At 69.8% G+C, this 13796-nt stretch carries 12 protein-coding genes and 1 pseudogene; 7 read left to right on the plus strand and 6 right to left on the minus strand.

Annotated features, from left to right (window positions below; translation table 11 throughout):
- Nucleotides 1-42: 42 nt before the first annotated feature.
- Nucleotides 43-1152 carry a transaldolase gene (gene tal / locus ACSDQ9_RS11390; RefSeq protein ID WP_435147082.1) on the minus strand — a complete coding sequence of 370 codons (1110 nt, stop codon included), beginning with the start codon at nucleotides 1150-1152 and terminating at the stop codon, nucleotides 43-45.
- 138 nt (nucleotides 1153-1290) lie between these two features.
- Here tal and ACSDQ9_RS11395 point away from each other — a divergent pair, with 138 nt between their 5' ends.
- Complete coding sequence (locus tag ACSDQ9_RS11395) at nucleotides 1291-2322, plus strand: glutathione S-transferase family protein (RefSeq protein ID WP_435147084.1); 1032 nt, start codon at nucleotides 1291-1293, stop codon at nucleotides 2320-2322.
- Nucleotides 2323-2379: 57 nt separating this feature from the next.
- Here the strand turns inward: ACSDQ9_RS11395 and ACSDQ9_RS11400 are convergent, their stop codons facing one another.
- The 5 genes from ACSDQ9_RS11400 to ACSDQ9_RS11420 form a co-directional block, all read right to left on the minus strand.
- Nucleotides 2380-3330, minus strand: coding sequence for a heme o synthase (locus tag ACSDQ9_RS11400; RefSeq protein ID WP_435147086.1), 951 nt, complete (start codon nucleotides 3328-3330; stop codon nucleotides 2380-2382).
- A gap of 67 nt (nucleotides 3331-3397) precedes the next feature.
- Nucleotides 3398-5140, minus strand: coding sequence for an FG-GAP repeat domain-containing protein (locus ACSDQ9_RS11405; RefSeq protein WP_435147087.1), 1743 nt, complete (start codon nucleotides 5138-5140; stop codon nucleotides 3398-3400).
- Between the two features lie 58 nt (nucleotides 5141-5198).
- Nucleotides 5199-6131, minus strand: a complete 933-nt coding sequence (locus ACSDQ9_RS11410) for a COX15/CtaA family protein (RefSeq protein ID WP_435147089.1) — start codon at nucleotides 6129-6131, stop codon at nucleotides 5199-5201.
- Nucleotides 6119-6889 carry an ABC transporter permease gene (locus ACSDQ9_RS11415; protein WP_435147091.1) on the minus strand — a complete coding sequence of 257 codons (771 nt, stop codon included), beginning with the start codon at nucleotides 6887-6889 and terminating at the stop codon, nucleotides 6119-6121. The genes ACSDQ9_RS11410 and ACSDQ9_RS11415 overlap by 13 nt, the downstream gene beginning before the upstream one ends.
- A complete protein-coding gene (locus ACSDQ9_RS11420; protein ID WP_435147094.1) occupies nucleotides 6886-7701 on the minus strand; it encodes an ABC transporter ATP-binding protein in 816 nt (271 codons plus the stop codon). Before ACSDQ9_RS11420 ends, ACSDQ9_RS11415 begins: the two co-directional genes overlap by 4 nt.
- Before the next feature lie 88 nt (nucleotides 7702-7789).
- On the opposite strand from ACSDQ9_RS11420, the gene ACSDQ9_RS11425 reads away from it, so the two are divergent.
- The 6 genes and pseudogenes from ACSDQ9_RS11425 to ACSDQ9_RS11450 all read left to right on the plus strand — a co-directional run.
- Nucleotides 7790-8509, plus strand: coding sequence for a helix-turn-helix transcriptional regulator (locus tag ACSDQ9_RS11425; protein ID WP_435147096.1), 720 nt, complete (start codon nucleotides 7790-7792; stop codon nucleotides 8507-8509).
- A 63-nt stretch (nucleotides 8510-8572) separates the two neighbouring features.
- Nucleotides 8573-10024: a Fe-S cluster assembly protein SufB gene (gene sufB / locus ACSDQ9_RS11430; RefSeq protein WP_435147098.1), complete on the plus strand. Its 1452-nt coding sequence runs from the start codon at nucleotides 8573-8575 to the stop codon at nucleotides 10022-10024.
- Between the two features lie 50 nt (nucleotides 10025-10074).
- Entirely contained in the window at nucleotides 10075-11280 is a 1206-nt protein-coding gene (gene sufD / locus ACSDQ9_RS11435; RefSeq protein WP_435147100.1) for a Fe-S cluster assembly protein SufD, read from the plus strand.
- Entirely contained in the window at nucleotides 11277-11669 is a 393-nt protein-coding gene (locus ACSDQ9_RS11440) for a Rieske (2Fe-2S) protein (RefSeq protein WP_435147102.1), read from the plus strand. Before sufD ends, ACSDQ9_RS11440 begins: the two co-directional genes overlap by 4 nt.
- Before the next feature lie 51 nt (nucleotides 11670-11720).
- Entirely contained in the window at nucleotides 11721-12488 is a 768-nt protein-coding gene (gene sufC, locus ACSDQ9_RS11445; RefSeq protein ID WP_435147104.1) for a Fe-S cluster assembly ATPase SufC, read from the plus strand.
- Nucleotides 12481-13728: pseudogene (locus ACSDQ9_RS11450) on the plus strand (cysteine desulfurase); the annotation flags it as partial. The gene sufC and the pseudogene ACSDQ9_RS11450, both read left to right, overlap by 8 nt.
- Nucleotides 13729-13796: the final 68 nt, after the last annotated feature.

Raw genomic sequence — 13796 nt, forward strand, 5'->3', positions numbered from 1 at the left:
AGGGATGAGTCGGTGGCGGACGGTGCCGCCACCGAGGAGCCCTCAGGCCTGGTCGAGGGCCTGCTGCACGGTGGCGACCAGTTCGTCCCACGACGTCACGAACTTGCTGACACCCTCGCGCTCGAGGGTGGCGAAGACGTCGTCGAGGTCGACCCCGGCGGCCTGCGCGGCGGCGATCGTCTCGCGGGCACGGTCGTAGAACGGCACCACGGTGTCGCCGGAGACCTCGCCGTGGTCGGCGAATGCCTGCAGGGTCTTCTCGGGCATGGTGTTGACGACCCCCGAGGTGACCAGATCGCTGACGTAGAGCGTGTCGGGCAGGTCGGGGTTCTTGACGCCGGTGGAGGCCCACAGGGGGCGCTGCACGTTGGCGCCGCGCTCGGCGAGGGCCTTCCAGCGGTCGCTGGCGAAGGCCGTCGCGTACAGCTCGTGGGCCAGCCGGGTGTTGGCGATCGCCACGGTCGAGGTGAGTGCCGCGGCGTCGTCGGTGCCCAGATCGGCCAGACGCCGGTCGACCTCGCTGTCGATGCGGCTGACGAAGACCGAGGCGACCGAGTGGATCGTCGACAGGTCGTGGCCGGCTGCCGCGGCCTGCTCGAGGCCGTCGAGGTAGGCGTCGATCACCTGCTGGTAGCGGTCGGCGGAGAAGATCAGGGTGACGTTGACGCTGATCCCGGCGGCGATGGTGGCGGTGATCGCCGGCAGCCCCTCGAGGGTGGCCGGAATCTTGATCAGCACGTTCTCGCGGTCGACGAGGGCGTGCAGTTCGGCGGCCTGGGTCACGGTCGCCTCGGTGTCGTGGGCCAGACCCGGCTCGACCTCGATGGAGACCCGGCCGTCGAATCCCCCGGTCGAGCGGTAGAGGTCACTGAACAGGTCGGCGGCGTTGCGCACGTCGGTGGAGGTGAGCTCGCGAATGGTGCGGGCCACGTCTGCCCCGTCAGCCTTCAGCGCGGCGACCTGCTCGGCGTAGGCCTCACCGTCGGAGAGCGCCGTGGCGAAGATGGTCGGGTTCGTGGTGACCCCCACCACGTTGCGGGTGGCCATCAACTCGGCGAGGTTGCCGGACTCGAGGCGCTCGCGGGACAGGTCATCCAGCCAGATGCTGACTCCGGCATCGGACAGTGCCTGTGTGTGCGGATCCTGTGACATGGGTTCTCCTGCCGTGACAAATTGGTTGACACTTCAAACAACCGCGCGGGGACCTCTTCTGTTCCCGTGGAGGTGACCTCCATGGGCACTCTAGCCAGCGGGGCTCAACGGGGCGGACGTGCTCGCTAGATTGGGCCCATGGCTGACACATCGACGGCGGGCTCCGGCTACGTGACCGCGGGCGCGGGCTACGACCGTGACACGAACTACATCACCGATCGGATCACGGCCGACGGTGCGGGCGAGCACGAGTGGCCGGTCGAGCCCGGCCGGTACCGGCTGATCGCTGCCCGGGCCTGCCCCTGGGCCAACCGGACGGTGATCGTGCGTCGGTTGCTGGGGCTGGAGCCGGTGATCTCGCTGGGGATGCCCGGCCCGACGCATGACGCCCGGTCGTGGACCTTCGACCTCGACCCCGGTGGCGTCGACCCGGTGCTGGGCATCGAGCGCCTGCAGCAGGCCTTCTTCGCGCGGTTCCCCGACTACCCGCGCGGGATCACCGTGCCCGCCATCGTCGACATCCCCACCGGTGGTGTGGTCACCAACGACTTCGCCCAGATCACGCTCGACTTCTCGACCGAGTGGACGGCCCACCACCGCGAGGGTGCCCCCGACCTCTACCCCGAGGCGCAGCGGGACGAGATGGACGCCGTGATGAAGCGGGTCTACACCGAGATCAACAACGGGGTTTACCGCTGCGGTTTCGCCGGGTCCCAGGAGGCCTACGACGCCGCCTACGACCGGTTGTTCACCGCCCTCGACTGGGTCGACGAGCGGTTGCAGTCCCGTCGCTACCTGATGGGGGAGTCCATCAGCGAGGCCGACGTCAGGCTGTTCACCACGTTGGCCCGTTTCGACCCCGTCTACCACGGCCACTTCAAGTGCAACCGTCACAAGTTGAGTGAGTTCGGGGCGCTGTGGGCCTATGCCCGCGACCTGTTCCAGACCCCCGGGTTCGGTGACACCATCGACTTCACGCAGATCAAGAAGCACTACTACGTGGTGCACGCCGACGTGAATCCGTCGCAGATCGTGCCGAAGGGTCCCGACCTGTCGAACTGGTTGTCGCCGCACCACCGCGAGCAGCTGGGGGGTCGTCCGTTCGGTGACGGCACCCCGCCGGGGCCGGTGGCGCCGGGCGAGGAGGTTCCCGCCGGTTCGCGGCCCTGACGGGCGGGCCGGCGGGGGTCGACCTCGGCAGGTCGATCCACCCCGGACTGTCTGACTTCAGAAGATGAGGGGGTCGATGGCGGCCGCGATGAAGACCAGGGCCAGATAGCTGTTCGACCAGTGGAACAGGGTCATCGGCTTCATGGCGATCTCGTCGAGACCGGCCCGGGCGCGGCGCAGCAGCGCCACCGCCTGCCACAGGAAGACCGCTCCCGTGACGGCGGCCACGGCCGGGTAGAGCCAGCCGGTGCCGGCGACTGGCCACAGTACGAGCGACACCAGCACGGTGACCACGGTGTAGACCAGGATGCGGGTCGCGACACCGACCCGGTCCATCACCACGGGCAGCATCGGCACCCCGGCGGCGGCGTAGTCGTCCTTGTACCGGAACGCGAGCGCCCAGGTGTGCGGGGGAGTCCAGAAGAAGACGATCGCGAACAACACCAGCGGTGCCCAGTCGACCGAGCCCGTCACGGCGGTCCAGCCGATCAGGGGAGGGAAGCACCCGGCGATGCCTCCCCAGACGATGTTCTGGCTGGTGCGCCGCTTGAGCCACATCGTGTAGACGAACACGTAGAACGCATTCGCGCCCAGAGCCAGCGCCGCCGACAGCCAGTTCGCGCCCAGCCCGAGGGTCAGCGTCGCCAGCACCCCGAGCACGACCCCGAAGGTCACGGCGGCGGCCGGCGGCACCTGGTGGCGAGGCATCGGACGACGCCGGGTGCGGCGCATCACCTCGTCGATGTCGCGGTCGAGCACGCAGTTGAAGACGTTCGCGCTGGCGGCGGCGAACAGCCCGCCGAGCATCGTCCACACCACCAGCCGCCACGGCGGTAGGCCCCCGGCCGCCAGGAACATGGCCGGCAGGGTGGTCACCAGCAGCAGCTCGATGATGCGGGGTTTGGTCAGCGCCACGTATGCACGCACCACGTCTCGCCAGGTGCTGACCGCCACGCTGGTGGTGGGGTCGACAAGGTCGGCCGAGGTGGGCTGGTGGTGCGTGGTCACGACGTCCTTCCGAGGGGCGCCGGACGACGGCGACTCTCCTCGACGGGAGTCTACCGAGGCCACGCCGTCAGGCGAAAAGCCGGTACCCGCCGAAGCCCACACCCACCTGCCGCTTGTCGAGGAAGGCATTCTTGCCGGTCGTCCACGAGAACATCGTGCCGGCGGAGTCGCGGCCGACCAGGTCGGGGATGCCGTCGCCGGAGATATCACCCGGGGTGAACATCTGCGTCCACGAGCCCCAACCCTGCCCGACCTTGGCGGCCTGCACGAAGCCGCCCCCGCGGGAGTAGTAGGCCCGCAGTTCGCCGCTGGGCACGACGGCGACGACATCGGGGTTGCCGTCGCGGTTGAGGTCGCCGACACCGGTGAGGAAGCGCAGCCCCTGCCAGTTCTTGGCGATCGTGTTGGTGCTCGTGAACCCGCTCGCGGTCAGCGAGTAGCGCGACAGGTCACCGTTCTTCTGCACGGCCACCACCTCGGGTCGTCCGTCGCCGGTCATGTCGCCCACGACGGTGATGTTGGTGACGTTCTGCCAACCCCAGCCCACCTTGCGGGCCACCTGGTACTGGCCCATGCCGACCCCGAGGTAGAGCCACATGGTGCCGTCGGAGCGCACCGACAGCAGTTCGTCGCGGCGGTCGCCGTTCAGGTCGGGAACGTGCGCGACCCAACGGGTGGTTCCCCAGCCACCGCCGATGGCCCAGCGTGCCCCGAACCCTGCCCCGCGGGCCCCCTTGAACATCTGCAGGGTGCCGGTGGCGTCGACGCCCATCAGCTCGGCGACGCCGTCGCCGCTCTGGTCACCGCCGGCGCTGGACGCGGCCCAGGTGTTGAACCGGATCGGAACATTCAGGGGTTGGTCGGCACCCACCCGGGCCAGGGCGGTCCCGGTCAGCCGACCCTCGACGAAGGCGCCGGCCCGCAAGGGGCGCACCGGGACGACCACGACCTGGCCGTCCACCCCCGTGAAGGCGGGGTCGGTCACGACGCAGGTGTCGACGCCGCGCCCGTCCTCGGTGAGACTCACCCGCGCGCCCGAGACCCCGGAGTAGCGGGTGTCGTCCAATTGCACCGTGATCGGGTAGCCCCAGACGGTCGGGGTCTGGCTGCAGGTGCTCGTGTAGAAGTCCTCGCTGGTGGTGTCCCAGGACAGCCCGCGATGGTTCGACAGCACCGGGTAGACCTTGGGCCACGTCGTGGTCACGGCTTCGGTGGTGACGGTGACGCCGATCACCCGGAACGTCGGCGACGAGGCGAAGGCCACCGACGCCGCCCGCGGGCTCAGCAGCATCATGCTGCGGCTGTACGGGTCGGCCATGGCGATGTCGAGGGCGATGCTGGACGACGCCGCCCCCACGACGGCCACCGTGAACGGGGCGATCTCGGCGCCGGCCGTGGTGTAGCCGGGCTTGCCGGGAATCTCCTCGTACGCAACGAGGTCGGGGTCGGACTTGTTCAGCTCGAGGTAGTTCGCGTGGGCCGCCACCGCCGACTGTGTGGCCGCCGGCGTGCCCAGGGCGTGCACGCCCACCCGATTGCGGAAGCCGTTGAGTTCCGGGAGGGCCGGCTCGACCGTTGCAGCCGCCCCGACGCGCGTCGGGTCGCTACCGGTCGTCGTGGTGGTGGCGGTCGTCGTTGCCCGCAGGATGCCGGGTCGGTGGGACGACGGCTTCGTCGGCTCGGCAGCGGCCGGGTTGGCGTTTCCGGCCGCGATCGCGGCCACCAGCACGGTGGCCGCGAGCAGGTGAGAGGCCAGTCGACGGACGAGTCGGTGGTCTCGACGAAGGAACGAATGAACACGTGCGGACAAGGCAGTTCTCCTGGTCGCCGCGGGGGTGGGGGCCGCGGGGGGTCGGTCGCCGGTCAGTCTAGGCCCGCGATGCCGCCGATTCCGGGAGCCCCGCGCGAGTCGCCGAGGCCCGGCGCGCACTGCACAGCACGGCCGCGGCGGACGCCGCCGCCAGACCGGCCCCGAGCAGGTGCATCAGCACCACGGCGACCGGCAGACCGGTGAAGTATTGCAGGTACCCGATGGCCCCCTGCACGAGCTCGACGCCCAGCAGCACCGGCGCCCACCGACGCAGCGTGCGGTGGCCCGCCCGCACGGCTCGCAGCACGACCAGCACGGTGGTCGCCACCGTCAGCCACACCGTGCCCGAGTGCAGGCGGGCGACCGTCTCAATGTTGAAGCCGGTGCGGGCCACGCCGCCGTCCCCGGCATGGGGGCCCGATCCCGTGACCACGGTTCCGAGCCAGCAGGCCAGCATCATCAGCGTGAAGGCCGCGATCGTCAGCCCGCGGTCGACTCCCGAGACCTCGTCCGGAACGACCTCGTGCACGGCGAACAGCAACCGCACGATCAGCACCACCAGGACCAGCGACAGCAGCAGGTGCAGCGCCACCACGAAGGGGTTCAGGTCGGTGAGCACGGTGATGCCGCCGATGACTCCCTGGAACGGGATGCCCAGGGCCACCACCAGGGTCAGCCGCCGCACCAGCCGGTCGCGGTCGGTGGGCGCCGTCGCCACGCGACGGGCGGTCACCCAGCAGGCCACGGCGATCACGATCAGCACGAAGGTGAGGGTGCGGTTGCCGAACTCGATCAGCGAGTGGTGGCTCACCTCGCCGTGGGGCACGTACGAGCCGTCATTGCACTGCGGCCACGTGTCGCAGCCGAGCCCCGACCCGGTCAGGCGGACGATCGCCCCGGTCACGATGATGCCGATGTTGGCGACCAGCGAGGCCCACGCCCAGCGCCTCAGGGCCGTCGGGGTGCTCACCATGCGCTTCAGGACGTCCATGCCATGACCTTTCGTGCCACCAGAACGGCGACGGCGGCCCAGACGGCAGCCACCACCAGGGGAAGAAGGGCGCCACCGCTGGCGGGCGCCGATGCGAGGGCCTGCCGCAGCCCCTCACCGAGGGCGGCCGTCGGCAGCAGCCGCACCACCGGTTCCGCCGGGCCGTAGCGATCGGCGGGCACCAGCAGGGCGCCGCCAGCGGCCAGCGCCAGATGCAGCAGGTTGGCCAGCGCCAGGGTGATCTCGGCGCGCAGCAGGCTGGCCATCGCCAGGGCGCCGGCCACGAAGGCCGTCTCGGCCAGGGCCACGGCCGGCACCGCCCAGGCGAGGCCGGTGGGCGAGAGGGTCGGACGCCAACCGAGCACGAGCGCCAACCCGACCAGTACGAGCGCCTGCAGCAGCCCGACGAGTGCGGTAGCCGCGGCCTTGCCGAGCACCAGCCCGGCCCGCCCCAGGGGCGTGGCCGCCAGGCGCTCGAGCACCCCGTGGCGGCGGTCGAACCCGGTGGCGATGGCCACCGCGGTGAACCCCGTCGAGAACAGGGCCAGCGCGAGCACCGACGGCACCAGCAGGTCGAACCGGATGCCGATCCGGGCCGGCACGAAGCGGCCCACCACCAGCACGGCGGCGGGAATCACCAGGGCGAGCAGCAGCTGCTCGCCGTTGCGCGCCAGCAGCATCGTCTCGAGGCGCGCATGACGCAGCAGCCGACGGCCCGCCGGGGCGGCACCGGGGGCGGGGGAGAGGTCGAGGCTCATCGGGCCCCCTCGCGCCGGTCGTGGTCAGGGTGGACGAGCTCGCCGGTGCCGTCGTCGGTGCCGTCGTCGGTGTGGGCGAGGAAGAGCTCCTCGAGGGTGCCGCGGGCCGTCAGGTCGGCGACGGGCCCGCGGAGCACGGTTCGTCCACGGTTCACCAACACGACGTCATCGGCGAGTTCGGTCGCCTCGGTCATGTCGTGGGTGGTCAGCAGCACTGAGACCCCGGCATCGCGCAACTCGCGGACGAGCGCCCACGTGCGCCGGCGGGCGTGCGGGTCCATACCGGCGGTGGGTTCATCGAGGATGACCAGCTCGGGGCGACCGACGATGGCGCCGGCGAGGTTGACCGCCTGCTTCTGGCCGCCGGAGAGCCGACGATAGGTGGTGCCGGCGAAGGCGTCGATGCCCAGTCGGGAGACCAGCGCCCCCACGTCGAGGGGGGTCGCGTACAGCGAGGCCAGGAACTCGACCAGTTCGCCGGCCCGGACTGCCGACCACGCACCGGTCGACTGCGGCATCACGCCCATCCGGGCCCCGAGGTCGGGATCGCCGGGTTCGAGCCCCAGCACCCGCACCGTGCCCCCGTCGGGGCGCACCAGCCCGGTGCAGCAGCGCAGGAAGGTCGTCTTGCCGGCACCGTTGGGCCCCAGCAGGGCGCACACCCGTGCGCGACCCACCTCGAGGTCGAGCCCGGCCAGGGCGTGATGGTCCCTCCTTGGCCGGGTTCCCCGGGCCGAGCGGAACGTGACCCGCAGGTCGTCCGCCCTCAGCACCGGTGCGACGGTGGTGGCGGTGGGGGAAGCGGTGGGCACCCGCCCATCGTAGGAGCAAGGTTCGGCCTGCAGCTAAGCAAGGTCTGCCTTACTTGTTTCGGGCGGCCAATAAGGAAAGTATGGTGTCGTGAAAAAGGTGACGAACTCCGTGGTGGTTGAGGCCGCCGGCTCGGACGACGACGCCTCCACCCGCCAGCGGGTGGCCCAGTCGATCCTCGAGCACGGTCCCTCGACGGCTGCCGAACTGGCCGAGCGGCTGGGGTTGACCCCCGCGGCCATCCGGCGGCACCTGAGCGCGCTCACCGAGCGGCAGGAAATCACCTCGCGCGAGAAGCGCGTCTACGGGCAGCGCGGCCGCGGTCGTCCGTCGAAGGTCTTCTTGCTGACCGACCAGGGCCGGGCCACGTTCTACCAGGCCTACGACGACCTCGCCATCCAGGCGCTGCGGGCCCTGTCCGCGACCGCCGGGCCGAGCGCCGTCACGAAGCTCGCCGAGGAGCGCTTCGGTCAGGTCGAGCACCGCTACCAGGCGTTGCGCGAGACCGATCCCGAGCGTTCGCCGGTCGAGGTGCTGGCCGAGGCCCTGTCGGCCGACGGCTACGTCGCCTCGATCAAGCCCGCCCGACTCGGTGAGCAGCTGTGTCAGCACCACTGCCCCGTGGCCCACGTGGCCGCGGAGTTCCCGCAGCTGTGCGAGGCCGAGACCCAACTGTTCAGTCGGTTGCTCGGTTCCCACGTGCAGCGGCTGGCCACCATCGCGCACGGCGACGGGGTGTGCACCACGCACATTCCCTCGGCCGCGGTGGTGCACCGATCACGTCTGGCCACCCCGCCGTCCGGCGGCTGAGACCGTCCCGCACACCACCACCGACCCCACCTCCCGCAAACCTCGACACGTTTGGAGCAGAACATGACCCAGGTCGACAACCCCCGCCCGGCAGCCCCCGGGCTGGGCGCCACCCAGGACGAGCACATCGAAGCCCTGTCGAAGTACCAGTGGGGCTGGCATGACGCCGACACCGCCGGTGCCGTCGCTCAGCGCGGCCTCAACGAGGCCGTCGTCTCGAACATCTCGGCCCTGAAGAGCGAGCCCCAGTGGATGCTCGACCTGCGCCTGAAGGGCCTCAAGCTCTTCGGTCGCAAGCCCATGCCCACCTGGGGTGCCGACCTGTCGGACATCGACTTCGACAACATCAAGTACTTCGTGCGCTCGACCGAGAAGCAGGCCCAGACCTGGGAGGACCTGCCCGCCGACATCAAGAACACCTACGACAAGCTGGGCATCCCGGAGGCCGAGAAGGCGCGTCTGGTGGCCGGTGTGGCCGCCCAGTACGAGTCGGAGGTCGTCTACCACAAGATCAACGAGGAGCTCGAGCGTCAGGGTGTCATCTTCCTCGACACCGACACCGCGCTGAAGGAGCACCCGGAGATCTTCCAGGAGTACTTCGGCACCGTCATCCCGGTGGGTGACAACAAGTTCGCCGCCCTGAACACGGCCGTCTGGTCGGGTGGCTCGTTCATCTACGTGCCGAAGGGTGTGCACGTCTCGATCCCGCTGCAGGCCTACTTCCGCATCAACACCGAGAACATGGGCCAGTTCGAGCGCACCCTGATCATCGCCGACGAGGGCTCCTACGTGCACTACGTCGAGGGCTGCACGGCGCCGATCTACTCGTCCGACTCGCTGCACTCGGCGGTCGTCGAGATCGTGGTCAAGAAGAACGCCCGCGTGCGCTACACCACCATCCAGAACTGGTCGACCAACGTGTACAACCTGGTCACCAAGCGCGCCACCTGCGAGGAGGGCGCCACCATGGAGTGGATCGACGGCAACATCGGTTCCAAGGTCACGATGAAGTACCCGGCCGTCTACATGATGGGCGAGCACGCCCGCGGTGAGACCCTGTCGATCGCGTTCGCCGGCGAGGGCCAGCACCAGGACGCCGGATCGAAGATGGTGCACTGCGCCCCCCACACCTCGAGCTCGATCATCTCGAAGTCCGTGGCTCGCGGCGGCGGACGATCCTCCTACCGCGGCCTGGTCGAGGTGCAGGAGGGCGCCCACCACTCGGCCAGCTCGGTCAAGTGTGACGCGCTGCTGGTCGACACCGTCAGCCGCTCCGACACCTACCCCTACGTCGACGTGCGCGAGGACGACGTCTCGATGGCCCACGAGGCCACCGTCTCGAAGGTCTCCGACGACCAGCTCTTCTACCTGATGAGCCGCGGCATGGAGGAGGACGAGGCCATGGCCATGATCGTGCGCGGCTTCGTCGAGCCGATCGCGCGGGAGCTGCCGATGGAGTACGCCCTCGAGCTCAACCGCCTGATCGAGCTGCAGATGGAGGGCGCGGTCGGCTGACCCGCCCCTCGTCCGCCATTATCCACCGACAGATTCCAGGAGACATCCCCTTGTCAGTCGACACCCAGTCGCGCCTCGAGGGCGCAGCCACCCCGCAGCCCGCCGCTCAGACCGCCGGCCCGAACGTCGCGGCGGCCGTCGAGACCGTCGAGTCGCACCTGCACCCGACCCCTTCGTGGTCCGTGGACGACCACCCGCAGCCCACCGGCCGCGAGGAGATCTGGCGGTTCTCGCCGATCAAGAAGTTCGCCCGGCTGCTGAAGCCGGCCGACGACCTCGGCACGCTGGACTGGCAGGCCCAGTTCACCGCGCCCGTCGTGGTCACCGACCTGACCGCCGAGCAGGCGCGCGAGCTCGCCGTCGAGGCCCCGGTCGACCGGGTCAGCGCGCTGGCCGCCGAGCAGACCGTGCACCGCACGCACATCCAGGTGCCCGCCGAGACCGAGCTGACCGAGCCGATCGTGTTCACCGCGACCGGGCAGGGCGGTCAGGCCCGCGACCACTACGTGCTCTCGATCGGTGCCCACGCCAAGGCGACCGTGGTCGTCCGGTTCGTCGGGGTCGCCACCTACGCCGAGAAGCTCGACGTGTTGGTGGGCGACGGCGCCACCCTGAACCTGATCACGGTGCAGGACTGGGCCGACGGCGCCGTGCACGGCGGCCAGCGCTCGATCCGGGTCGGCCGGGACGCCCACGTCAAGGCGATCACCGTCTCGATCGGGGGCGACGTGCGCCTGCAGGAGGACTCGCGGTTCGCGGGCCCCGGCGGCTCGCTCGAGCAGTTCGGCCTGTACCTGGTCGATGCCGGCCAGCACATCGAGCACCGGCTGTTCGTCGACCACAACGCGCCGCACACCTCGTCCAACGTCGACTACCGCGGCGCACTGCAGGGCAAGGGGGCGCACTCGGTGTGGATCGGCGACGTGCTGATCCGCAAGGTCGCCGAGGGCATCGAGACCTACGAGTCGAACAAGAACCTGGTGCTGACCGACGGCTGCCAGGCCGACTCCGTGCCCAACCTCGAGATCGAGACCGGTGAGATCGCCGGCGCCGGTCACTCGTCCACCACCGGACGATTCGACGACGAGCAGCTGTTCTACCTGCGCAGCCGCGGCATCCCCGAGTCGGAGGCCCGCCGACTGGTCGTGCACGGGTTCTTCAACGACATCATCCGCCGCATCGGCGTCGCCGACATCGAGGACCACCTGCGCGAGATCGTCGAGAACGAGCTCACCATCACCGGGGACGTGGCGTGAGCGCTGACGCCACCCCCGTCGGGTCCGGGGCGCGACGCGACCCGGACTGGCAGAAGGTCGCGACGGTCGACGAGTTCACCACCGACCTGCCGATCGGCTGCTCGGCCACCCTGGCCAACGGGGAGGACCTCGAGATCGCGATCGTGCAGCACCAGGGCGAGTGGTTCGCCATTCGCGACGAGTGCTCGCACGCCAAGGTGCCGCTCTCCGAGGGCGACGTGGTGGGCGGCACCATCGAGTGCTACCTGCACGGTTCGGTGTTCAACCTGCGCACCGGCCAGCCCGAGAACCTGCCAGCCACCCAACCCGTGCCGGTCTTCCCGGTGCGGATTGACGGGGACGACGTTCTCGTCGACCTCGCCAACCCCAGCTTTGACGCCGACTGGTGACCCTCCCACCGGGGTCCAGTCACCGCAACCACCAATTGAGAAGAGATCACGATGAGCACGCTTGAGATCAAGAACCTGCACGTGTCGGTCGAGACCGAGGACGGCCCCAAGCCGATCCTCAAGGGCGTCGACCTGACCATCAAGTCGGGCGAGGTGCACGCCATCATGGGCCCCAACGGCTCCGGCAAGTCCACCCTGGCCTACTCGATCGCCGGCCACCCCAAGTACACGATCACCGAGGGTTCGGTGACCCTGGACGGTGTCGAGCTGACCGAGCTGACCGTGGACGAGCGCGCCCGCGCCGGCCTGTTCCTGGCCATGCAGTACCCCGTCGAGGTGCCGGGGGTGTCGGTCGCGAACTTCCTGCGCACCGCCAAGACCGCGCTCGACGGTGAGGCACCCAAGGTGCGCACCTGGGTCAAGGACGTCAACGCGGCCCTCGACAAGATGCAGCTCGACAACTCCTTTGCGGCCCGCTCGGTCAACGAGGGCTTCTCGGGCGGCGAGAAGAAGCGCCACGAGATCGCCCAGCTCGAGCTGCTGAACCCCAAGTTCGCCGTGCTCGACGAGACCGACTCGGGCCTCGACATCGACGCCCTCAAGGTCGTCAGCGAGGGCGTCAACCGCTACACCGCCCAGGGTGACCGTGGCGTGCTGCTGATCACCCACTACACCCGCATCCTGCGCTACATCGAGCCGACCTTCGTGCACGTGTTCGTCGACGGCAAGATCGCCGACGAGGGTGGCAAGGAACTGGCCGAGCAGCTCGAGGCCGAGGGCTACGACAAGTACGTCCGCGCCGCTCGCGCCACTGCCTGAGGAGGCTGCCACGTCTGCCTACGACGTCGAGGCCATTCGCCGCGACTTTCCCATCCTCGAGCGCCGGGTCGGCGAGCATCCCCTCGTCTACCTGGACTCGGCCAACACCTCGCAGAAGCCGCGGGCGGTGGTCGACGCCATCGCCGAGCACTACCTGCAGCACAACGCCAACGTGGCGCGTGCGATGCATGTGCTGGGCGCCGAGGCGACCGAGGCCTACGAGTTCGCCCGGGCGACCGTGGCGCGCTTCGTCGGGGCCAGGTCGACGGAGGAGATCGTCTTCACCAAGAACGCCTCCGAGGCGCTGAACCTGGCGGCCAACACGCTGGGCTCGCGCCTTCGTCCGGGCGACGAGGTGGTGGTCTCGGTGATGGAGCACCACTCCAACATCGTGCCGTGGCAGCTGGTCTGTGAGCGCACCGGGGCGACCCTGCGCTGGTTCGACGTCACCGACGACGGTCATCTCGACCTCGAGAAGGCCGAGCGGGAGGGGCTGATCAACGCCTCGACCAAGGTGGTCTCGCTGACGTGGGTCTCGAACGTGCTCGGCACCGTGAACCCGATCGCGACGATCGCGGAGCAGGCCCACGCGGTCGGCGCCGTGATGGTCGTCGACGGTGCCCAGGGGGTGCCGCAGCGCACCACCCGCGTGCACGAACTCGGGGCCGACCTGCTGGTCTTCACCGGGCACAAGCTGTGCGGTCCCACCGGCATCGGCGTGCTCTGGGGCCGACTCGACCTGCTCGCCGAACTGCCTCCCTTCCTGGGTGGTGGAGAGATGATCGAGGTCGTGCGCATGGAGGGGTCGACGTTCGCGCCCCCGCCCGCCAGGTTCGAGGCAGGCACCCCGCCGATCGCCCAGGCGGTCGGGCTGGCGGCCGCCATTGACTACGTCTCGGCCATCGGGCTCGACGCCATCGCCGACCACGAGCGGGCGATCACGGCGCACATGCTGGCCCGGCTCGACGAGGTCAAGGGCGTGCGCATCCTCGGATCGCACGATGCCGATCGCGGTGGGGCCGTGGCCTTCACCCTCGACGGCGTTCACCCGCACGACGTCATGCAGATGCTCGACTCGCGCGGTGTGGCCGTGCGCGGCGGGCACCACTGCGCTCGTCCGCTGCACGAACGATTCGGGGTGCAGAGTTCGACCCGCGCCTCGAGCTACCTGTACACGACGACCGCCGAGGTCGACGCCCTGGCGGAAGCTCTCGACCACACCCGCGACTTCTTCGCGGGCACCGGTGAGCGGCGCTCCTCGTCCGAGCGTCGGGCGCGCCGTCGTCAGCTGCTCGAGGGTCGTCAGCT

The organism is Aestuariimicrobium soli (assembly GCF_051192575.1).
GTDB classification, from domain to species: domain Bacteria; phylum Actinomycetota; class Actinomycetes; order Propionibacteriales; family Propionibacteriaceae; genus Aestuariimicrobium; species Aestuariimicrobium soli.

Coding starts and splice junctions, on each gene's coding strand:
- ACSDQ9_RS11395 (WP_435147084.1), top strand. CDS start 1,291: ATGGCTGACACATCGACGGCGGGCTCCGGCTACGTGACCGCGGGCGCG.
- ACSDQ9_RS11410 (WP_435147089.1), bottom strand. CDS start 6,131: ATGGACGTCCTGAAGCGCATGGTGAGCACCCCGACGGCCCTGAGGCGC.
- sufB (WP_435147098.1), top strand. CDS start 8,573: ATGACCCAGGTCGACAACCCCCGCCCGGCAGCCCCCGGGCTGGGCGCC.
- tal (WP_435147082.1), bottom strand. CDS start 1,152: ATGTCACAGGATCCGCACACACAGGCACTGTCCGATGCCGGAGTCAGC.
- sufC (WP_435147104.1), top strand. CDS start 11,721: ATGAGCACGCTTGAGATCAAGAACCTGCACGTGTCGGTCGAGACCGAG.
- ACSDQ9_RS11415 (WP_435147091.1), bottom strand. CDS start 6,889: ATGAGCCTCGACCTCTCCCCCGCCCCCGGTGCCGCCCCGGCGGGCCGT.